Origin of the sequence: Thermoflavimicrobium dichotomicum, assembly GCF_900114055.1 — a bacterium.
Classification (GTDB): Bacteria; Bacillota; Bacilli; order Thermoactinomycetales; family Thermoactinomycetaceae; genus Thermoflavimicrobium; species Thermoflavimicrobium dichotomicum.
This window is the reverse complement of sequence record NZ_FORR01000011.1, coordinates 40,728-62,211: the sequence shown is the minus strand read 5'-3', so window position 1 is coordinate 62,211 and position 21,484 is coordinate 40,728. Positions and strand designations below refer to the sequence as shown.

The 21,484-nt window shown below is 42.3% G+C and carries 17 protein-coding genes; 6 read left to right on the top strand and 11 right to left on the bottom strand.

Translation table 11 applies throughout. The features are described 5' to 3' along the window. Positions 1 to 121: 121 nt before the first annotated feature. Together BMZ78_RS11655 and BMZ78_RS11650 are read left to right on the top strand one after the other, a co-directional pair. Positions 122 to 1,477, top strand: a complete 1,356-nt coding sequence (locus tag BMZ78_RS11655) for a hypothetical protein (RefSeq protein ID WP_093230509.1) — start codon at positions 122 to 124, stop codon at positions 1,475 to 1,477. A gap of 56 nt (positions 1,478 to 1,533) precedes the next feature. Beyond that, the gene (locus tag BMZ78_RS11650; protein ID WP_093230507.1) at positions 1,534 to 3,072 is read left to right on the top strand and encodes a hypothetical protein; all 1,539 of its coding nucleotides are present in this window, start codon (positions 1,534 to 1,536) and stop codon (positions 3,070 to 3,072) included. A 60-nt stretch (positions 3,073 to 3,132) separates the two neighbouring features. Here the strand turns inward: BMZ78_RS11650 and hfq are convergent, their stop codons facing one another. The 10 genes from hfq to BMZ78_RS11600 form a co-directional block, all read right to left on the bottom strand. Next, positions 3,133 to 3,384 (bottom strand): RNA chaperone Hfq, encoded by a 252-nt coding sequence (gene hfq / locus BMZ78_RS11645; RefSeq protein ID WP_093230506.1) that lies wholly within the window; start codon positions 3,382 to 3,384, stop codon positions 3,133 to 3,135. Between the two features lie 117 nt (positions 3,385 to 3,501). Then, positions 3,502 to 4,464, bottom strand: coding sequence for a tRNA (adenosine(37)-N6)-dimethylallyltransferase MiaA (gene miaA, locus BMZ78_RS11640; protein WP_093230505.1), 963 nt, complete (start codon positions 4,462 to 4,464; stop codon positions 3,502 to 3,504). Then, positions 4,428 to 5,207, bottom strand: coding sequence for a class I SAM-dependent methyltransferase (locus BMZ78_RS11635; protein ID WP_245739843.1), 780 nt, complete (start codon positions 5,205 to 5,207; stop codon positions 4,428 to 4,430). Before BMZ78_RS11635 ends, miaA begins: the two co-directional genes overlap by 37 nt. A gap of 9 nt (positions 5,208 to 5,216) precedes the next feature. Beyond that, on the bottom strand, positions 5,217 to 7,124 hold the full coding sequence (gene mutL, locus BMZ78_RS11630; protein WP_093230502.1) for a DNA mismatch repair endonuclease MutL: 1,908 nt from the start codon (positions 7,122 to 7,124) through the stop codon (positions 5,217 to 5,219). Between the two features lie 139 nt (positions 7,125 to 7,263). Then, complete coding sequence (mutS, locus tag BMZ78_RS11625; protein WP_093230500.1) at positions 7,264 to 9,903, bottom strand: DNA mismatch repair protein MutS; 2,640 nt, start codon at positions 9,901 to 9,903, stop codon at positions 7,264 to 7,266. Positions 9,904 to 9,984: 81 nt separating this feature from the next. Next, positions 9,985 to 11,370: a putative amidoligase domain-containing protein gene (locus BMZ78_RS11620; RefSeq protein ID WP_093230498.1), complete on the bottom strand. Its 1,386-nt coding sequence runs from the start codon at positions 11,368 to 11,370 to the stop codon at positions 9,985 to 9,987. A 153-nt stretch (positions 11,371 to 11,523) separates the two neighbouring features. Further along, positions 11,524 to 12,099 (bottom strand): outer spore coat protein CotE, encoded by a 576-nt coding sequence (gene cotE / locus BMZ78_RS11615; RefSeq protein WP_093230497.1) that lies wholly within the window; start codon positions 12,097 to 12,099, stop codon positions 11,524 to 11,526. A gap of 292 nt (positions 12,100 to 12,391) precedes the next feature. Continuing rightward, positions 12,392 to 12,811 carry a YlbF/YmcA family competence regulator gene (locus BMZ78_RS11610; protein WP_093230495.1) on the bottom strand — a complete coding sequence of 140 codons (420 nt, stop codon included), beginning with the start codon at positions 12,809 to 12,811 and terminating at the stop codon, positions 12,392 to 12,394. Positions 12,812 to 12,813: 2 nt separating this feature from the next. Beyond that, complete coding sequence (gene miaB / locus BMZ78_RS11605; RefSeq protein ID WP_093230494.1) at positions 12,814 to 14,289, bottom strand: tRNA (N6-isopentenyl adenosine(37)-C2)-methylthiotransferase MiaB; 1,476 nt, start codon at positions 14,287 to 14,289, stop codon at positions 12,814 to 12,816. 167 nt (positions 14,290 to 14,456) lie between these two features. Next, complete coding sequence (locus BMZ78_RS11600) at positions 14,457 to 15,395, bottom strand: ADP-ribosylglycohydrolase family protein (RefSeq protein ID WP_093230492.1); 939 nt, start codon at positions 15,393 to 15,395, stop codon at positions 14,457 to 14,459. 317 nt (positions 15,396 to 15,712) lie between these two features. Here BMZ78_RS11600 and BMZ78_RS11595 point away from each other — a divergent pair, with 317 nt between their 5' ends. The 3 genes from BMZ78_RS11595 to BMZ78_RS11585 all read left to right on the top strand — a co-directional run bounded on the left by BMZ78_RS11595 (position 15,713) and on the right by BMZ78_RS11585 (position 19,438). Next, a complete protein-coding gene (locus BMZ78_RS11595) occupies positions 15,713 to 16,597 on the top strand; it encodes a DUF6997 domain-containing protein (protein ID WP_245739831.1) in 885 nt (294 codons plus the stop codon). Between the two features lie 129 nt (positions 16,598 to 16,726). Beyond that, positions 16,727 to 18,499: a B12-binding domain-containing radical SAM protein gene (locus tag BMZ78_RS11590; RefSeq protein ID WP_093230491.1), complete on the top strand. Its 1,773-nt coding sequence runs from the start codon at positions 16,727 to 16,729 to the stop codon at positions 18,497 to 18,499. A gap of 198 nt (positions 18,500 to 18,697) precedes the next feature. After that, positions 18,698 to 19,438, top strand: a complete 741-nt coding sequence (locus BMZ78_RS11585) for a class I SAM-dependent DNA methyltransferase (RefSeq protein WP_175482436.1) — start codon at positions 18,698 to 18,700, stop codon at positions 19,436 to 19,438. 172 nt (positions 19,439 to 19,610) lie between these two features. Here the strand turns inward: BMZ78_RS11585 and BMZ78_RS11580 are convergent, their stop codons facing one another. Then, positions 19,611 to 20,423, bottom strand: a complete 813-nt coding sequence (locus BMZ78_RS11580; protein ID WP_093230488.1) for an RDD family protein — start codon at positions 20,421 to 20,423, stop codon at positions 19,611 to 19,613. A gap of 58 nt (positions 20,424 to 20,481) precedes the next feature. Here BMZ78_RS11580 and BMZ78_RS11575 point away from each other — a divergent pair, with 58 nt between their 5' ends. Beyond that, on the top strand, positions 20,482 to 21,447 hold the full coding sequence (locus tag BMZ78_RS11575) for a stage II sporulation protein M (RefSeq protein WP_093230486.1): 966 nt from the start codon (positions 20,482 to 20,484) through the stop codon (positions 21,445 to 21,447). Positions 21,448 to 21,484: the final 37 nt, after the last annotated feature.

Genomic DNA, 21,484 nt, shown 5'->3' with positions numbered 1-21,484 from the left:
ACTCTCTTTTAATTTTTTTCCAAGAAGCAAGTGGATTAGTTATTGGATCCGCTTTTCTTCTTGTGGATTTTTTTATTAATATTCTGAATAAAACCGTTTATATCCATCGAGGGGGAAAACCATGGATAAAAAATCACCTTATGAGTTGCTCGAATTTTTCCGAACAGATTCTGGACACCCCCTGCAAGTTGGTTCCACTGAAGGTTCACCCATCGACTATAAGAAACTGGCCAAAAAGATCGGTGCAACCGTGATGGTATCAGCTTTATCTGCTGGTGTACTTGCAGGATGTGTTAATGATGTCAATGTTACGGAAGGCGTTAAACAGTTTGACCAATTGACGATTCCTGCTTCCGTTCAGCAAGAAGCAACTGCTCCTGTTGCCAGTACAAAAAAAGTGGAAATCAATCTGTCCAAAGAGCAGTTCCGTGAAGTGGTGAATGCCGTCGTTAAAGCTTTTGAACAGAAACAAATCCAAAACGTACAACAAGTCCTTGCAAAAGACAAACAACCCAAGGTCGAGGTAAAATCGGTCGATGACCTCGCCAAACTAAGTCCATTCTTTACAAATATCAAAGATAAATCCAGTTTGTTAGATATTCATGTCAAACTTCCAGAAGAAAAGCCAAAAGCATCTGTTAAAAAAGATAAAGACAACGATAAGGGATCTGTCATTCTCGCCAGTAAAGCTCCGATCCTTCCAAAAAATAAACAGGATAAAGATGACGAGGACAGATACATTCCAAAAATCACAGCCAAAAAAGCCGATGATAAATCAAAAGATAAGGAGCCGGTTTTTGGAATTGCACGAATGGCTACAAATCAGGGATCGGATAAGAATGATGGCCCATTATCAAAGCAAAATAAGCGTAAAACCACACAAAAATTGGCCATTGTTGATGACTTCGGAAAACTAATGGGTTATAAATATTTCTACTCAGATGGTTCTAGCAAATTAAAGCCGAAGAAAGGTTATACGATCAACGATCTCATTGATCATGTCAAAGGCGACAACAAGCTGGATCATAAAGGAAAAGATGACAACCAGGATCTGATCAAGAAAGGGAATAAAGGACTAGTTGATACAAAATTGGAACCTAATCCGACGAATCCATCTCAGCCGGTGTTCATATCGGAACCACACATTCCAGTGGATATCGCTGGTAAGGTAGTCGTAACCAATCCATCGAAAGCAACCGGTATCAAAGTGACAGACCAACAAACGAAAAAACAGTCCAAGCAAGCTCACAAACAGGATCAAGTCAAAAAAGTAAAGAAAAAATCATACAAACTGGCTAAACACAAATCACCCATTAGCAAAAAGCTCAAGAAAAAAGGCCTGAAATATGATGGTTCCGGTAAAAAAGTGAAATTCAAAAAATCAAAAACATATCTCACGAAGAAAAAAGGCAAAAAAAGCAAAGTTACTGAAGTTAAACTGAAAAAGTCTTTTAAAAAGAAAGCCAATGTTCTATAAATAAAAGGGGTGGCATGATCCACCCCTATTCTTTATGAGATTGGGGGGATTCGCCTTTGAAAAGTATTTCCTATGATTTGAGTGGCGGCACACTCACCCATGATTTACATACCAATCAAATGACTTATGTGGTCCAGCTATTAAAAAAAGATGTAGAACCAGAAACCTTATTTGATTTGGTTGACTTGTATGATCTGGGTATTTCGTGTGATTTGGAAATGGAGACGGATCATGAAAATCAATCTCTGGTCATACGTTATCAACTGGAACCTGGATATTTTCCTCTCACTTTTATCAAAGATCGACTGACCATGGAAGCGAAACTGGAAATAGCCAAACAACTTATTTCGATTGGAAAATTTTTCGAAAAACATAATGAATATCTATTGGTTATGGATCCTGTCAATATCATTATCCATGTAGAAGAACTGGAAACACGGATGATCTACGTTGGACTGCGTGGTGTTATGCCTATAACGGAAGAATTTGAGGGAATCCCCATTGATCAAATCAAAAATATGTTTGACTATCTGTTTCGCTATGATGAAGAATTGTTCCATTCCCTTCCACCTCAAGAACAGGTAGCCAATATTCAATTTTTTGAAGAGGTAACCAAAGCCCGTCTTTTGACAGAATTAGAAGAAATCATTGAACACGAAAAAGAATCATTGCCAAAAAGACTGGAAGCCCTGCATCAATGGCATCAAGCAGCCCAAGAACAGCAAGAAAATGAAGAATTCATTCATGAGTCATCACAACCGGAAGAAAAACATCCGTCCAGTTCCGTTGAACAATCCCATAGCCAAAACCCATCCCTTTCTCCCGATTCGATCAAGGCTCATCCAGCGCCTGGTTCAAAGGCTAAAAAATCACCAAAAACATTTCTCATTGGCCTGGCGACCATTGTGATTGGCGGGATCGGTTTCTTTTTATTCAAGTCCGCCAACTCCGAGGCAGATCCACATAAGTTCAATTTAGAAAAAGGGAAAAATCTTGCTGCCATGCAACGTTTTGAAGAGGCTACCAAATATTTTGATAAAATTGATTATAAAAGATTAAGTAATGAAGATACTCAAATTGTGTTATCCAGTTATCTAAGCGCGAAGCAGCCACAGAAAATTCTTGATCTTCAACCAGCATTTACAGAAGAAGTAGTAAATACCTATGTAAAAATAGGAGACTTTGACACGATTAAAAAATTAAAACCCACTCATCCGATCATTCAATTTGAACAGGCTTTGATCAAGAATGATAAAAAGACCATCATCGCTTTAAAAGATAAAATCCCTCTCGATGAACGACGGATCTTTTCTATCGTTTTCGCTTATATGCAACAGCAAGACTTTCAACAAGCTCTGGCATTTGCCAAAAAGCACAAGCAAAAAAATCTGGAGACCATTCTTGAATATATCCAAAAAAATGACTATACCCAAGCTTACAATCTCGCCAAACGACAAAACTCAAAAATTCTTATGCGTATTGTTAGAGAAAAAGAAATGGAATATATATCCAAATCAAACTTGTCCGATGATGAGAAACGAAACAAGCTCAAAGCCATCCAACAGGAAATTGATTCACTTAAAAAAAGCAATTAGAAAAAGATAGAAAAAACCCCGCTTCCTGACAAAATCGTTGGAAGCGGGATTTTTCATGATTCATCTGCTTACATTTTCCTTGTTCTCCTCTGAAGACATCAGAGAAACGGGGCGTGCAGGTGTGAAGGTTGAGATGGCATGTTTATATACCATTTGCTGCTTACCTTCACTATCAATAATGATAGTGAAATTATCAAAGCCTTTGACTACACCACGCAGTTGATAGCCATTGACTAGATAGATGGTAACTGGTACTGATTCTTTGCGAATTTGATTGAGGAATGTATCTTGAATATTAATCGTCTGTTTCAATGTCTGTACCTGCCTTTCAACTTATATTTTCATCAAATTGGAAAACGCACACATGACCTGGCTTTGTAACTATTTTTCTGTTGTAACTCCTCCTATGTATTTTTACATTACTTAAGTTTATTCTCTATAGCACGGAAACTTTCCTGCTACCAGTTGCTGAATTTGAGCATATACTTGGTCATGTGTGACATCAAACCAGTGTATCTCGGGAATCCGTCGAAACCAAGACAGCTGACGTTTGGCAAATTTCCTTGTTCCTTTTTTGATCAGATCTACAGCCTCCTCCAATGTCATTTCGCCATCAAGGTAGCTTATTATTTCTTTATACCCGATAGCCTGCATTGAAGTCAAACCACGGTGATAACCTTTTTCCTTTAACTTTCGCACCTCATCGACCAACCCTTTGGCCATCATTTGATCCACTCTTTCATTGATCCGTTGATATAACAAGGGGCGTGGCATCGTTAATCCGATCCACAACAGGCGATAAGGAGATGGTTCCTTCTTCTTCAGTTCAGAAAACCGCTTTCCCGTTTCATTATATACTTCCAATGCCCGAATAATCCGCCTTCGATCATTGGGATGCAGGCGACTGGCCGTCTCGGGATCCACTTCCTGAAGCCGACGATGCAAAGCCTCATTTCCTTCCTTCTCGGCCAAGGCTGCCAGCTTTGCCCGATATTCGCGATTTTCCGGTACACGCGGCATGTGGTAACCGTGTGTAATCGACTCTACATATAACCCTGTTCCTCCTACTAGCATGGGAAGATGTCCACGCAAATAAACCTCTAAAATAGACTTCTGTGCCAATTGTTGAAACTCCTGCACCGAAAAAGAAGTATCCGGATCAATCAAGTCGATCATATGATGTGGTACTTCTTTTCTCTCCTCGACAGTCGCCTTCGCTGTACCAATATCCATTTGACGATATACCTGCATCGAGTCTCCCGAAATGATTTCACCTGAAAACTCTTTTGCCAGCTTCAAACTAAGTGCTGTTTTTCCTACAGCTGTGGGTCCCACAATGACAAGTAAATCTTGATTCACTTCCCCCCCTCCTCTGGTGTGATGATTCCCCATGCATAATGAGCCGCTTTTTTAATAACAGTAAAGCCCAGCCGTTCGAATTCACCACTCATCACACGCTCTTTTAAAAGGACAGCTTTGCGAGCAACACGCCTGGCTTCTGCGACAGATTCGGGATCAAGCGGAGCATGATTCGCAAGCGGCTTTAGTGCTTGCATTGCTGAAGACTCTTTAATGGTCTGACGAAACATGGGATCAAAATATATGACATCAAACGATTGGTCAGGACATTGTTTCAAGTACTCACGATAATCTGTTTGAATCACTTCAATACGCCTCATCGCCTCATTGACTGCTTTTCGTTTGCTGTCATAAGTTTGCAAGCCATGTCTGACGATTGCAGCTATGGCTGGTTCACTCTCCAGTCCTACAACTCGTCCCTTTTCTCCCGTGACAAAGGAAGCCACAATCGCATCGGCTCCCATTCCCAGTGTACAATCCAGTACGGTATCACCAGGTTCAATACCTGCGCTCGCAATCAGCGAGTCCGGCTCGCCTTTCAAAATATGCTTTATTCGCAGTATGGACATACTGGGATGAAAAAAGAACACATGTCCCTCATGATCTTCATATCGCCAGTCCTGTTTGGTGATAATCACCGCACTCGCATGATTATATTCTGCAAACAGCTCCGTCAGCGAGGAACGATTTCGCTTGATATATGGGACACCCAATTCTCTGGCTAACATTTGCGCTTCCTGAATTTGCTTCGGTCGTGGATGAAATGAAGTTGTCACAAACAAGGCTTACATCACTCGCTTAAACATTTTTTCTAATTCGTAGGTAGAAAAATGGACAAAAATCGGTCGACCATGCGGACAAGTAAAGGGATTATCACAGTTTCTTAACTGGGATAACAAGGATTCCATTTCATCTTGCCGCAAATGTCGATTGGCTTTAATCGCCGCTTTACAAGCCATCATTTTTGCAGCTGCATCACGCAACTGCATGGTATCGACTTTGCCATGTACTTTCAGCCATTCGATGATTTCATAAACAATCTCTTCTTCGCTGTCTTTGGGAAACCAATCTGGATAAGAACGGACAATAAACGTAGAGCCACCAAAAGGTTCGATCTCGAGTCCCCACACTTGCAAATAGGATAGATAAGACTCCAGAATCTTGGTTTCAGATGGGGTACATTCAATCGTCAACGGGATTAACAATGGCTGCTGTCGATGGTTTCGTTCCCCCATTTTTCGTGCGAACTGTTCATAGTAAATACGCTCATGCGCCGCATGCTGATCCAGCAAATAAAAACCATCTTCCGCCTGTGCCACAATATAAGTACCATGAATTTGCGCAACTGGCAACATATAGGGTAATCGGTCCTTATTTGGCAACACACTTTCTGTTTCTATCCGTAACTTTTCTTCTTCTTTTCTTGTTTCTTCTTGATTCTCTTCTTGAAGTACAGGTTTTTCTTCTTCCTTCTGCTTTCTTCGTTGATCCCATGTACTGAATGACAGTTTCTCTTCGTTTAAACCAGCTTCCCGAACAAAGCGGGTTGATTCTTTGCCGATCACTTGATAGACCGGCTTTGAAACTTTCTTTTCTTTCGCCATTTCGAATGAGCTTGGCGGTTCAAGATCAAGACGCTCCTGTACAGCGCTCCTGCCTTGACCTGGGGAAAGTTTGGTTGGACTTGTCGCTTTCGGTACAAATGTCTGTTTTTGGAATGCTTCTTTAATGCCTTTTTGTACCAGCTCACAGCATTCCTTTTCCTTGCTTAAGCGAACTTCCAGTTTTGAAGGATGTACATTGACATCCAAAAGTTTCGGATCCATTTCAATATGCAATACACCGATCGGATAACGTCCTGTGGGCAACAACGTTCCGTATGCCTGGACGATGGATTGGCTAATGGGAATACTGCGTACATAGCGTCCATTTAAAATAAGGGTCATGTAAGAACGGCTTGAACGGGTCACTTCAGGTTTGCTGAAAAATCCGGTCATGCGAAAATCCATATCTTCCACATGAATAGGTACCATTTTGCTTGCTACCTGTTTTCCATAGAGGGCATATAAAACATGCAGCAGCTTCCCATCTCCAGGTGTACGAAACAGTTCACGTCCTGAATGTATGAGCGTAAAAGCGATTTCAGGATGTGCCAAAGCCATCCGCCCGACTACATCCGCTGCATGTCCTATTTCGGTATTGACGGTTTTCAAGTATTTTAAACGAGCGGGTGTATTGTAAAACAAATCCTGCACCAACACGTCTGTACCTCGAGGGCGCGCCGTTTCTTCGCTTCCTTTCCATTCCCCTCCCTCGATCCGAACCGATATGGCAGGCTTTGACGGATCATGGCAGGTCGTCAAGGTTACACGAGCCACGGAAGCAATGCTTGGCAGTGCTTCCCCCCGAAATCCCAAAGTTCTGATCGCAAACAGATCCCGCTCTCTTTTGATCTTGCTCGTCGCATGTCGAGCAAATGCCAGTTTTGCATCTTCCGGGTCCATGCCCACCCCATTATCCGAAACCCGGATGCTCGAAATTCCACCTTCTTCCATTTGGATGGTAATCCGGGTCGCTTCGGCATCAATCGCGTTTTCAACCAGTTCTTTGACAATCGAAGCGGGACGTTCCACGACTTCTCCTGCTGCAATCTGGTTAGCCAAATGATCATCGAGAATGCGAATTTTTCCCATTCCTGTATCACCTCCCAATCATCAGCCATCAAGCAGTATCAAAGCCAGAATCGGTTTCCCGCTCGATATGTTCATGTCAACCTGTTCGTCTATCTGCGAGAAACCGATTCTTTCGTCACTTTCGTTCAAACATTCCCCATTATTTCAGTTTCTTCTGCAACTCCAGCACAAACTGCATCGTCTCAAATGGAGTCTGATTCATGAGATCCCAGTTCCGCAAAGCTTCCAGTACTTCTCGCTCTTTGCTGGAAACGGGTGGTTCTTTTACTGTCATTGCTTCCTCTTTTGGCAAATAATCGAATAAGGTAAGTTGCATTTCTTCCAGCGTTGCCTCTTCTTTTGGCTCTGGATTGGACACAACCGTGGCAGCAACCTCTGTTTGCCCGTTTTCCAATTCATTTAATATGACTTTTGCCCTCTCAATGACCGGTTCAGGCAGCCCCGCCAACTCTGCTACATGAATCCCATAACTGCGATCAGCTCCACCTGGTACAATCCGGTGTAAAAAGACCACTTTACCGTCTTTTTCGATACACTCTGCATGGACATTGACGACCCGTTCCAATTCGTCTTCCAATCTAGTCAATTCATGATAATGGGTGGAAAACAGTGTTTTTGCCCCTACATGATCATGAATATATTCCACAATCGCATGAGCCAATGCCATGCCATCATAGGTGGACGTTCCTCTTCCTACCTCATCCAATAATATCAAACTGCGTGGAGTTGCTTCTTTTAACGCATGACATGTTTCAGCCATTTCCACCATAAAAGTGCTTCGTCCTCCAACCAAGTCATCTGCTGCACCGATCCGGGTAAAAATGCGATCTACAATGGAAATGTCTGCACGGTCAGCCGGGACAAAACTTCCCATTTGGGCCAAAATCGTGATGAGAGCCACCTGTCTCATGTAGGTGCTTTTCCCAGCCATATTGGGACCGGTAATCAACAACACCTGGCGATCCTGAACGTTTAGTTCGACATCATTCGCTACAAATGTTCCTTCCTCCGTTACCGCTTCGACCACTGGATGACGCCCAGCTTCGATAACAAGCTGATCTCCTGTATGTAACGTTGGACGAACATAGCGATAAGCTTCAGCCACTTTGGCAAAAGCATGCAGTACATCGAGTGTTGCCACCCATTCGGCCAACGCTTGCAGTCGCTGTACTTCACCAGAAACGTGATTCCTTACCTGTACAAACAGCTCATATTCCATCTCGACCGATTTTTCCGATGCATTTAAAATCAGCTGTTCTTTTTCCTTGAGTTCAGGGGTAATAAAACGTTCAGCATTGGCCAATGTTTGTTTGCGAATGTACCTTCCCTCCGGGATATAGCGCAAGTTGGATTTGGTTACCTCAATATAATAGCCAAACACACGATTGTAACCGATTTTCAACGATTTGATTCCGGTCGCTTCCCGTTCTTTCTGCTCCAACTGGGCAATCCAGCTTTTTCCGTTCTTTTGGATATCACGTAACTGATCCAGTTCAGGATGATAACCCTCACGAATAATACCTCCCTCTTTGACAGCAAGTGGAGGCTCATCGACAATCGCTCTGGCAATCAACTCACACAGATCTTGACAGCTGTCCATGGATTGGCCGATCTGTTGCAAATAAGCACAGCCCGACGCTTGAAGCCGTTCCTTTAACTGGGGAATGACTTCAAGTGATCTCCTGATCGCATTAAGATCACGTGCATTGGCAGAACCAAAGGCAATCCGGGCCGCCAACCGTTCCAAATCGTACACCTGCTTGAGCAGTTCCCGAATCTCCTCCAAAAAGAGCAGATCCCCCAAAAACGCTTCTACAATATCTTGCCGCTTCTCAATCTCACCAATGGAAAGAAGAGGCTTGTCTAACCACTTCTTTAAAAGCCGGCTCCCCATCGCTGTGGCTGTACGGTCCAATAGCCACAACAAAGATCCGCGTTTTTTCCCTTCTCCCAACGTAGATGTCAGTTCCAAATTACGTCTGGCTGCATCGTCCAGCATCATATATTGTTTGGCATCATAATAACGCAACCGGTTTAGATGTCCCAATGAACGCTTTTGCGTCTGTTGCAAGTAGGCATATAGCAAGGCCAATCCTTGCTTTCTGACATGTGTCGTACAAACTTCCGAGTACTGCGGAAACTGTAGGCGAAGCATTTCTTCATCGACATGCGGATTGGTATATGGGGTGATGACTGCTTTAATTCGGGCTTTAATCTGGGAAACGAGTTTGTCATGTTTGAGCAATTCCTCATCCAGCACCACTTCTTTGGGTCGATAAGCAGATATTTCATCAAGCAGGAAATTCATCGAAGCTGAAATCTCCGTCATGTGACATTCGCCTGTTGACAAATCAACCGCTACCAATGCATAAGACGGATCAGTGCCTGCCAGAGCTACCAGGAAGTTATTTTCCTGTTCTACCAACATATTCTCTTCGATGATAGTGCCAGGAGTAATGACACGTACCACTTCACGCTTCACTACCCCTTTGGCTGATGCTGGGTCTTCGACTTGCTCACATATCGCTACTTTATATCCCTTTGAAATCAATTTTTCAATATAGGAATGGGCTGAATGATAGGGAACGCCGCACATCGGAATCCGTTCATTTCCGCCCCCATCTCGCCCTGTCAGTGTAATTTCCAACTCTTCAGCTGCTTTTTTCGCATCATCAAAAAACATTTCATAAAAATCGCCCAAGCGAAAAAATAAAAAGGCATCAGGATATTGTGCCTTAATCGACAAGTACTGCTGAATCATGGGAGTATATTTAGCCAATCTCTCTTACGCCTCCGTATCTAAATTGAACTCAACTTATTTTAACATGGGCTGAAAACGTGGAACAAGTCACGCATTTTGTTACGATTTTTTGGAGGCAAACGGCGGAAGTCGCCAAACCTTGCGAATATCCCGGGTTTCATCCCAGGTTCTCCCAGATGTGATATATTGATAAAAATCTTCAAGTAATACCTCATGCTTTTCATAATCTTTTAACCGTTTCAGATCCACCCACAAGATTTCAAACCAATCCCTTAATTCATTTTTATCCCCTGCATAATACGCTCGTTGCATCTTCACTTCACTAAGGGGATCAAATTGCAACAAATGATAGTAAGCCCCGATCAGCTTGGCTAAAGCAAATGCTCCTTTGGTTAAAATCGGAGAAACGAGCCAACTTGGCAATGTACGATATTCAAACCCTCCATGCTCCTGATAACGAAAGTCGCCTAAATATCCATACTTGGGTCGACGCTTCTTTCCTGCTGGATCTTCTGCCAGGATAAAAGGCAAAGCCAAGTAATTATCCAGTGCTCGCAACAGCTTAAAATTCGGTTGAATCCCACTGAAGTGAATATGGCCTCCTAAAGGAAAACCTTTATAAGGCATGGATCCTGCTAACCATGTTGCAGGAAGATGTCCTATTTTTTTGGTGGCATATAACAGATTCTGATAGATGTTGGCCATCAAGCGGCGAGGATCAGAAGTCGGATCAGGACGAATCTCTACCACTGGCTTATTTGCATGATTTTGTCCAATCCAGATATCATCACAACCGACGCGACCGTTTTTGGGAAAATATTTGGAAGCGATCACAAGTTTGCCACGATTGGATTGAACGACAAACTCCGGATCAGCTCCCAATACAATTTGATGAATGGGAGTACGGGGTTTTAATAGCAGATTGGCATAATCCTGAATGGCACGAACATAAGCCGCTTCCATCTTATCATTCAGCTTGGGATGCGTGACAATTTTTTTGACTCCCACATGCTTGCCTGATCCAATTCCACAGATAACCACTCCATAATCCAACCCCAGTGCATAAATCGCCCGAATCGCCAATATTTGTACTTTGCGAACCTCTTTTCCGCTTTCGTGTAAAGGGATTTGTTGATATTGAAAACGTTTTTGCTTTTTTAAAGATGTCCATACAGAAGTCTCTTTTGAACGATACATTGCAACCACTCGTGTTTGAAATACACACAAAATATATTCTTTCAACACATTCATTTGTTTAAATAGCGGAACGCCATGTAATGCAAGGAGTTCATTCCTTAATTCCTGGTTTTTACATCGCTCGATATGTTCGGGGGAGTTTAAAGTTAGCATCGATTTGGAGACAAGCCGTAATTCTGGAGCATCCAATTGGATCGTCGATGCTAACTTCCGTTCTTTTGTGATAATCTGTTCGCGAATCTGTCTTTCATTTCTCATCGGAATCGAAGGCAGGGTAACGGCTCCCATAACCTTTCCCCTTTCTACAGCACCAGACACATTGAAGTTCTATACCCATGCTATGTTTTGAACATCAAAATGGTTAAAAAGAAAAAGAAGGCAGTTGCCTTCTATTTGTGAAACCCCTTGTTAGTGAATGTCCTTGGAACCTACAGTTCCTGTTCAGTCATCCAGATCATCAATAATGAGATCCGGATCCAAATCCTCATATTCTTCATTATCATCATGGGAATAAGACATAATATCCTTTTCGTCTGTTTCTGCATATTCTAATGGATAGACCGGGACACAAACTTTGGTTTCACCCACCATCTCAACCACAAACTCTTTTTCCACTCTGACCATCACCAAATCCGACTGGGCAGCAATGGATGCTTCCACACAATTGGGAGCCTGCGTTGCAGCAGCGCTTACCTGGACGGTAGCTTCCCGCGAGTGGCGATCATAGTAACTCAGTGGAACCTGCTCCACATAGTGTACTGTTTCCTTGACCACATCTGTTTTCGTATTTCCCTTGGTCGAATACCAGATGTTAATGTCATAACTTCCCCGAACTTCCACTACTTCTCCCACTTTGCTGCAATCGTACTTATGATTGATAATCCAGGCTCCCAAGATATTGTAAATATTTTCCGGCGGACGAATGGAATGGGTAGCTTGCGAAAATTTCCGTCCTTTTCCACATACCGCTTTAGTAATGATCTGACGATACTCTACACTTCTATCTCTATATGACACGGTATTCCCTCCTCCAAAGGTGGTTCTTTAACAAATGTATGCAGGGCGTTTGTCATAGGTGCAAACACCCAGATAAGTTTTTTAGAAAAAAATATTTAGCTTCCTTTTCCGCATACTCCAAGCATCCATGAATCAAAATAAAATTCAATATTCCTCAGGCTATAGCGTAATGACCGAACGAATATTCAAAAATCAATACCACCTTTTTGAAAAGAGGGTTGTACCTGCCTCCTAACAAAAAAACATGGCATCTAAATATAATTAGATGCCATGTGTTACTTTCTTGTTTCGGTTACTTACAGCCGCACGGGCCACCACTTCCGCATCCGCCTGATACATCTCCGCCCGTTTCCACATGAATTTTTGCGGAAATGGTATCTGCTACCACTTGTTGGATTGTTTGCAACAAATCATTCACATCTACCTGGGACTGTTGGTACTCACGCACAATGGGCAAGTTATCCAATTCCCGCTGGAGTTGGTCCAGCTCCTGCTCGAGCTGTCGAACATATTCCGTCTTTTGATAATGCTTGGCATGAACCCACTCTTTTTGTTTGCGTTTAATGGTTTCAATCAAATGGCGTACCGTTTCACTTTGATTGATTTGCTGTTCAGCCTGACGAAAACGCTGAACCTCAGCACATTCCTGCAGCCGGGCAGCAAACCGACGAGCTAGATGCACAATCGGATGATCCGATAGCGAGGCAGACATCCTTACACACCTACCTGTGCCACTGGCTCTTCAACCCATTCGCCATTTAACGTCCATGTTTGCGGTTCTGTAATACGCACATGGACAAACCGACCGATGAGATGTTTTGGACCACGGAAATTCACGAGCTTGTTCGTACGTGTCCGTCCAGACAGGACATCTGGATTCTTCTTGCTTTCACCTTCTACCAATACTTCCACAACTTGTCCGCGCAACGCTTCATTTTTACGACGGGCAATTTCATTGACCACTTCATTCAAACGCTGCAGTCGCTCCTTTTTGACTTCCATCGGAACGTCATCTTTCATTTTGGCTGCCGGCGTTCCTTCCCGCGGAGAATAAATAAATGTATAAGCGGAATCATATTCCACTTCTTTCACCAGTGACAGTGTTTCTTCAAACTGTTCTTCCGTCTCCCCTGGGAAGCCAACGATAATATCGGTAGTCAGAACCACATCTGGAATGGCCTGTTTAATCTTTCTGACCAGTTCCAGGTATTGTTCACGCGTATATTTTCTGGCCATCAATTTCAACACTTCAGTACTTCCTGATTGTACAGGCAAGTGAATATGCTCAACCAGGTTTCCACGTTTCGCCAACACTTCGATCAAATGATCATCGAAATCACGGGGATGGCTGGTCGTAAAACGAACACGTGGGATCCCGATTTTGCGGACATCATCCATTAAATCGCCAAAACGATAATCGATGTCTTTGAAATCTTTACCGTAAGCATTCACATTTTGCCCGAGCAAAGTCACTTCCTGGTAACCTTTCCGTGCAAGCTCGCGGATTTCATTTAACACATCTTCAGGACGACGGCTGCGCTCTTTTCCACGAGTATATGGAACAATGCAGTAAGTGCAGAACTTGTCGCACCCATACATGATATTTACCCAAGCGCGCAAACCATCACTGCGAACTTTTGGCATATTTTCGATGACGTCGCCTTCCTTGGACCACACTTCGACAACCATTTCCTTGCTGTATAATGCATTTTGCAGCAGGTATGGCAAACGATGGATATTATGCGTACCAAATACCAAATCTACATATTGATAGCTCTGCAGCAAGCGATTGACAACCGATTCTTCTTGCGACATGCAGCCACAGACACCCAGAATCAGGTCAGGTTTTTCCAGTTTTAACTGTTTTAACCGGCCCAAGGTACCAAACACTTTATCTTCGGCGTTTTCACGAATCGCACAGGTATTTAGCAAGATAATATCTGCATCATACTCATGCTCAGTGGGTGTATAACCCATCTGCTCCAAAATCCCGGCAATCGTTTCACTATCATGCACGTTCATCTGGCATCCATAGGTTTGAATCAGATAACGTTTGTTTTTTCCAACATGGCGCATATCCTCAGGAATCTGTTCAAACTGCAGTACCTGAACCTCTTCTTTTCCCCGCTTTTTCGCCGCTTTCAAATCAGGCGCGACGAAATACTGGCTATAATCTTTCGTAGTAGCCATCGATATCACACCTTTCTACGATCCAAATCCAGAACCATCTATATCAACGGCATTACTTTCGTCGACTAAGTCTCTGCAATTTATAAATTATACATCATTTGCCTTATATAAGCAATGAAATTGGATCACGATCTGTCCATGCTCTTTGATATCACATCATTTGCCTTTTATAAGGCTACCATGAGCAATTTCGTCAACAAAGGTTCTGCAATCTCTTTTCCTCGCAAATCCCTCAACCATTTTTCCGGAATCATGGACACCCCATCACGGATCCCTGCCAAACCTCCTGCAATGGCCGCATTGGTATCCGTATCTCTCCCAATGGCAACGGCTGACTTTACCACCTGTTCATAGTCAGGTTGCTGCAATGTGAGTAGAGCAGCGCGTAAACTGTCAACGACATATCCACTCCCATCCGCAACGGGCCCATCCTCAGGCCGAATCGTCCATTCCAATTCAGCCGAGTAAACACTCCCCTGCGGATAGATCTCCCGTAAAGTCCGGACTGCATCCAGATATCCTGCGTTTACATCCATACCTGACAATAACCTTCTCGCCCATACACAATAAAGCGCACAGCAAACCTGATTGGTCGGATGGGCATGGGTAACCAGAGATTGCCGGTGCGCATCCTCCACCAGTTCCTCATCTGTACCCCGATGCCATAATGCCAGAGGCAATACCCGCATCAATGCTCCATTTCCTTTTCCTTCTGGACGAACCCATCCCGACTGTGTGGGGGCAGTCCCTGAGCGAACAGCATTCAGTGCCTCTCCTGTCTGTATTCCTACATCAAACACATGGTAATCAACGGCGTATTCTCCACGTTCATACCATGCCAGGAGTCGCTTTGCAAAATCATCCAGGTCCAATTTTCTGCAAGTTAATAACGAATCAAGTAAAGCCAGTGCTTGTGCCCCATCATCTGACCAAGTACCGGCTGGAACGTACGGATAAGCTTTATTAAATCCAGTTGGAGGCTCAAAATCGATCTCTTCCAATGGCGGAATGTCATGAGCAGCAGTAAATTCATAAGGAACCCCCAATGCATCACCAATCAACAGTCCCCAAAAACCGCCCCGGATTCGTTCTTCTCTGCTGATCATTTTTTACTCCTTTCGGTTTCATCTATATTCTTTTTAAAAATAGACTATATTTTTAATGATAAGTGACATTGTTCTATTATAAAAGGGTGAATCACGAATAGTTAAATATGATTTAATGCTCTTCTAATGCCTTTTTGCTTTTTTCACCCATATTACCCAACTACTGTATAGAAAAACCGGTGTGAAGCGTCGCAAACGGACACCAGACACCCCGGATTTGTCCTCTGAACAAATCAATATTATTTTATTCATATATAACAAAATATTATTTGTATTATAATAGAAATAACATTTATATAAATAATAATCTTGAGAGGATGATAAAAATAGTTCTCCGCAAGACCTATGCATCAACTGACATTTTTGAGCCCATAGCAAAAAAATTAGAGGATAAAGAAATATTTTTATATGGACCACTATCTTTCAAACAATATTTAAAAGAATATAATCTACCAAATGTCCAAACGGCTAGTAATATTTCAATCGACTTTAAAGAAAAGCTGCATAAATCTTTAAGAAAAAATAATGCTATGATACTACGTTTAGGCCGCTCAAATGACAACCGATCTACACAGTTTTGTATTGTTAAAGGACCAAGACTCGATGATTTTTTCATAATGGACAAGAACATATTTAGTGAACATGGCGAATATTTCATACCCAAACATGAAAATAGCGACCTTTCCATCTATCGATTATTTCCAAAATTAACAGAAGGATCATTCGTTAACCTTGCTTTTGCTTCCGGTCTTTTGAATTATGCTTTAGATTTAGATTCCAATCACGCCCTTTACCCACCCATGACATGTAGATCCACTTTTTCATTTCAGTTTAAGCCACATACTTTAATTGATATCAAGTTAGAACACAGAGAGGGACAGGTAGAAATCGATTCCATGTTTATAGAAAAAAGAAAGGGACAACCTACCTTATTTATATTAGAAGCCAAACAGGATAGAAACTATCGATCTTTGGCTAAACACAAGTTAGTGTATCCATCCCTAGCCTTGGCAAGCCAACTTACAGACAATATTCCGATTGTACCTGTTTATTTAAAAGTTACAAATTCGATATTCGGAATTCATTATCATATTGTTGAATGCTTTCTCCCTGACCCAAGAAAAAAAATCATATCCCTTGACGAATTGCAAGTAAAAAAATACACCCATCTTATTATTCCGTTAGATTTTTTCGAAAAATAACCCATGCCATTCTTTCTTGTTCTGTTTTACCTTTCATCTCATTCAGTGTAGAATAAGAAAAGATTTGCAGAGTTCTTTTAAAGAAAGAAGCTAAAAACAACGTCAATCAATCAAATGAGGTTGAGTTATATGAAAATCGTCTTGTCTACACTGAATGCGAAATATATTCATACTTCTCTCGCCCTGCGCTATTTGAAGGCATACAGTGGCAGAGAATTTGATATCGAGATTGCTGAATACACCATTAAAGATCCAGCCATGAATATTGTATCGGATCTATACAATCGCAATCCGGATGTGATCGGTTTTTCCTGTTACATTTGGAACATTGAAGAGACCATCACGGTTATTGATATGCTGAAAAAGGTAAAACCGGAGCTAAAAATTGTGCTGGGCGGCCCAGAAGTATCATACGACACAAAGTATTGGATGGAACGATTGCAACAAGTGGACTTCATTGTCATGGGTGAAGGAGAGGAAACGTTCCATCATTTACTGACGGAACTTGGTGGAGAGCAAAAGTTCCATTTTGTTTATGGTTTGGCCTATCGCAAGGGTGAAGAAATCATTCTCAATCCACCACGCCCGAAAGCCAATTTAAATGAAATCCCTTCACCCCATCGCTTTCCGGAAGATCTTCCCCATTTGCCCAACCGGATCGTTTACTTTGAGACCAGCCGTGGTTGCCCGTTCAGCTGTCAGTTTTGCCTATCGAGTATTGAGACAGGTGTGCGCTACTTTGATATCGAACGGACCAAGCAGGATTTGCTATACCTGATTGAAAATGGGGCCAAGATCATTAAGTTCGTGGACCGGACGTTTAATATCAAGCGTGATTATGCAATGGAGATTTTCCAATTCCTTATCGAGAATCACAGGGGCTGTGTATTCCAATTTGAAATTACAGCGGACATCATGCGACCTGAAGTCATCGACTTTTTGGCTGAGCATGCACCACCAGGCATTTTCCGTTTTGAAATCGGTGTACAATCCACACATGATCCAACGAACCTGGCAGTCAAACGTCGGCAAAACTTTGAGAAACTGTCACGAACGGTGACCAAAATCAGGGAAAGCGGCAAGATCACCCAACATCTGGATCTGATCGCTGGTCTACCGCTTGAGGACTATCATCGGTTCAAGCAAACATTTAACGACGTATTTGCTCTCCGGCCGGAAGAATTACAGTTAGGCTTTTTAAAAATGCTAAGAGGAACCGGTTTGCGCCTGAATGCTGAGAAATATAACTATGTCTATATGGAAAGGGCACCTTATGAGATTCTCGGAAATGACATTCTCCCTTTTTCAGATATTGTGCGGATCAAGCGAGTGGAAGATGTCCTGGAAAAATACTGGAACGCACACCGGATGGACCATACGGTCGAATATCTGATCCAACATGAATTTGCTTCACCTTTTGATTTCTTTCAGGAATTCGGCGACTACTGGGAAGCACGTGGATGGCAGAAAATTGGCCATCAACTGGAGGATCTGTTCATTCGTCTACGATCCTTTCTGGAACAGCGGAACACCCAACGAATGGATATCATTCTCGGCTTGATGAAATACGATTACCTTTTCAATCATAAGCAAAGACCACGCAAAGCCTGGTGGGATTTAACACTGGATAAAGCACAGTTGTCCGCTCTGATCCAGTATGCCATGGAGTATCCTGATCAGGTATCTGGTGACTTTGCCCAGCTTGGCTTAACAGAACGTGATCTGTTTAAACATGCCGTGATCGAAGTTCTTCCATTTGATATGGAAACGTACTTGGAAAAGGGAGAAATCATCGAGCAGAAAACCGCTTTAATCGTCCTGTATCGTCCACAGGAATCCAAGGCAGTCCGCAGTTACACGATGAAGTTGGAACCCGAACTAACAGCAAAATATGCAGGGTGAATAGATCTCTGCTGTATTCGTGTTAGAAAAGGATTCCCGCCGATTACGGAATCGACCTGGCGCTATGTTTGTGCCAGGTCTATTTGTCCAAACCAAACTAAAAACAGAACAATAAGATTAGCTTGTTATTAATATTTCAGGAATAAGAATTTGGCTAGAGATAATACAATGTATAAACAATGTGAGAGGAAGAGTCCCATGTCCCAAGTCAAAGAAGTAAATAACTACGATCTGTTTGCCAGGATCTACAATGAAAAGTTTGCAGGTTTTTCTGAAGGTATCATTCCTATTTTAAAAAAATTTCTACTAGAAAAAATAAACAAATCATCCACCATTTTGGATCTCTGTTGTGGAACCGGCCAATTAGCCAAAGCTCTATCTGACCTTGGTTATCAAGTCGTAGGTATCGATTTATCAAAAGAAATGATCAAATATGCCAAGCAAAATGCCCCAAATACTACCTTTTTGGTCGAAGATGCGAGAAGCTTTCGATCCCCGGCTTCCACATTTCAAGGGGTGATCTCTGTTTTTGACAGCCTTAACCATATTTTATCAACAGATGAAGTATTTCAAGTGTTTAAAAATGTTTTTGATTCATTAGACAATCAAGGCATTTTCCTGTTTGATATCAATACAGAAGCGATTTACCTACAACACACGGGATCTTTTGGCATCGTAGAACCAGACTATGCCTGTATTAAATCAGTTACCTATGACTCTCAAACCAAGTTCGCTCATTACCAACTTACCCTTTTTCAAAAAGAACAGGACCACTGGCAAAGAGAAGATATCCCTCTTCAACAGAGAAGCTATACCACTCATGAAATCATCGAACTTCTAAAAGAAGTGGGTTTTATCCATGTGTCGCAAATAGATACTTCCGACTTTGGTATTCCACCTAGCTTAGGAAAAGCATTTTTTGTCGCGACAAAACCTTAAGCATTCTATACCAGGGAGTTTTAAGCGAACACCAGCTTTTTGCACATATTACAAGGAACTGGCTGCAGCTAAATGGAGACCGCCAGAAAGTGATTGTTTCCCTTCGACATAGGATGGGATGATTCACCCCAAAACTCAAGCCGTTGACCTTTCGCCAGGCAACGGCTTGAGTTCATGCATGTTTTTCAATAGGGAAATATTGCGGGATCAGATAGGGGTACTGGGCTGGATAACTGGTTTCACGCAAATATAAATAAACCTTTTCCAAAAAAACTTCTTCCTGGCCTGGATGAATCTGAATATGAGGCCAGCCTGTTTGAATCAGTTGCATGGCCAGTTGTTTGCGGATGGATGGATAAAGAGCATCACGACGCAAAAGAAAAGACTCAAGGATATAATACAATTCTCCCGATATTACGGGTAAACGCTGGTAGAGCTCTTTTTCATGGGGTAACAGATAAGGATATGTATGATACAGAAAGAGATTTTCCTGTTTCTTTTTCTCACAAACCACAATCGTTCCGGCCACCAAATCTCCGATTCTTTTTTCTTTTTTATTCATGAAGATAGAGATCATCCCAAGCAGATAAAAGAAAGGGAGCATATCAACCAGCTGCAAAACGTTGCGTAGAAATACAGCAAAAAAGCTGGGGCTTTGTCCATTATCCTGAATCACTCGCAGACGCATCACTCTTTTGCCGATGGTTTGCCCTTTCATCCAATATTCTGTCATAGTAAAATAGATAAGAGGAATTGCGGCGCTGATCACGATCACGATCGCTAACTCCATCGAGGTTAACACATCTTCGGAAGCAACCATGGCTTGAAAGGAAGCGATTAGCACTCCAAAAAAATACAATATCGCCAAAATAACAGATACACAGAGTAAATCAATCAATTTTGCAATTCCCCGAGTAACCAGACCAGCTGTTTCAAAAGGGATTTTTACATACTCTGGTGTTTGAATTGTCACCAAGTTTTTCATGGCTCTCCCCCTTCTTCTTTATTATACTAAAACTAACATCAATGAAAGAGGCAAATGAATGAACTTGGGAAAGTTTATCAAGGAACATCAAAGCACATGGGCCCGTTTAGAGCATCTGTTACAACAGATCTCTGATTCCAAGCCCAATAAAGCCCAAATCGACAAATTAGGTTCAGTCTATCGTCTGGTTTCTGCCCATTTGGCTTATGCACAAACATACTTTCCACAGCATGAAATCACCGATTATCTGAAACATCTTGTGATTCGCACACATAACATCATTTACGGTGTAGCGAAAAAGAGTTACTGGAAGCCGGTGGTTCATTTCTTTACCACCCGATTTCCGCAATATCTGTTCCAGCGGCTTTCTTTTTTCACTGTATCGGCCCTGATTTTATTTGGCGGTTTCCTGCTGGCCTTTGTGCTTACCTATCAGGATCAGAGTTATGCCGCCTATTTCTTGCCAGCCGATTTATCGGGACAGATCGATCCTGACAAAATAGGCCAAAACGATTGGAATCCGGCTCTTGCTTCCAGTGAAATCATGGTCAACAATATTCAAGTCGCATTACTCTGTTTTGCTTTAGGCGCTTTACTCGGGATCGGTACGATCTGGATGTTATTTTATAATGGGCTTTTAATCGGAGCCCTGGCGGCTTTATTTCACCGTGCAGGTCATGGATATGAGTTCTGGGCTTTTATCTGGCCGCATGGCGTGATCGAATTGACAGCCATTTTTATTGCGGGAGCTGCCGGATTGTCGTTGGCCTATCACTTTCTGATTCCAGGTGATCGCACACGCAGCCATGCTTTAAAGCAGGAAGGAAAAGTCACCATTCAACTGGTATTTGGCGTCATTCCCATGTTTGTCATCGCAGCCATAATTGAAGGATTTGTTACACCTGCCAAAATACCTCATTTGTTTAAATATATCTTATCTTTGATTCATTTGTTATTATTGATCATCTATTTTGCTAGGCCTTTTGTCTGGCCTAAATTCAAACCAAAAAAAGAAAGGGGATAGACACTCTCCCCTTTGAGGTCGTTGACAAACCCGGTTT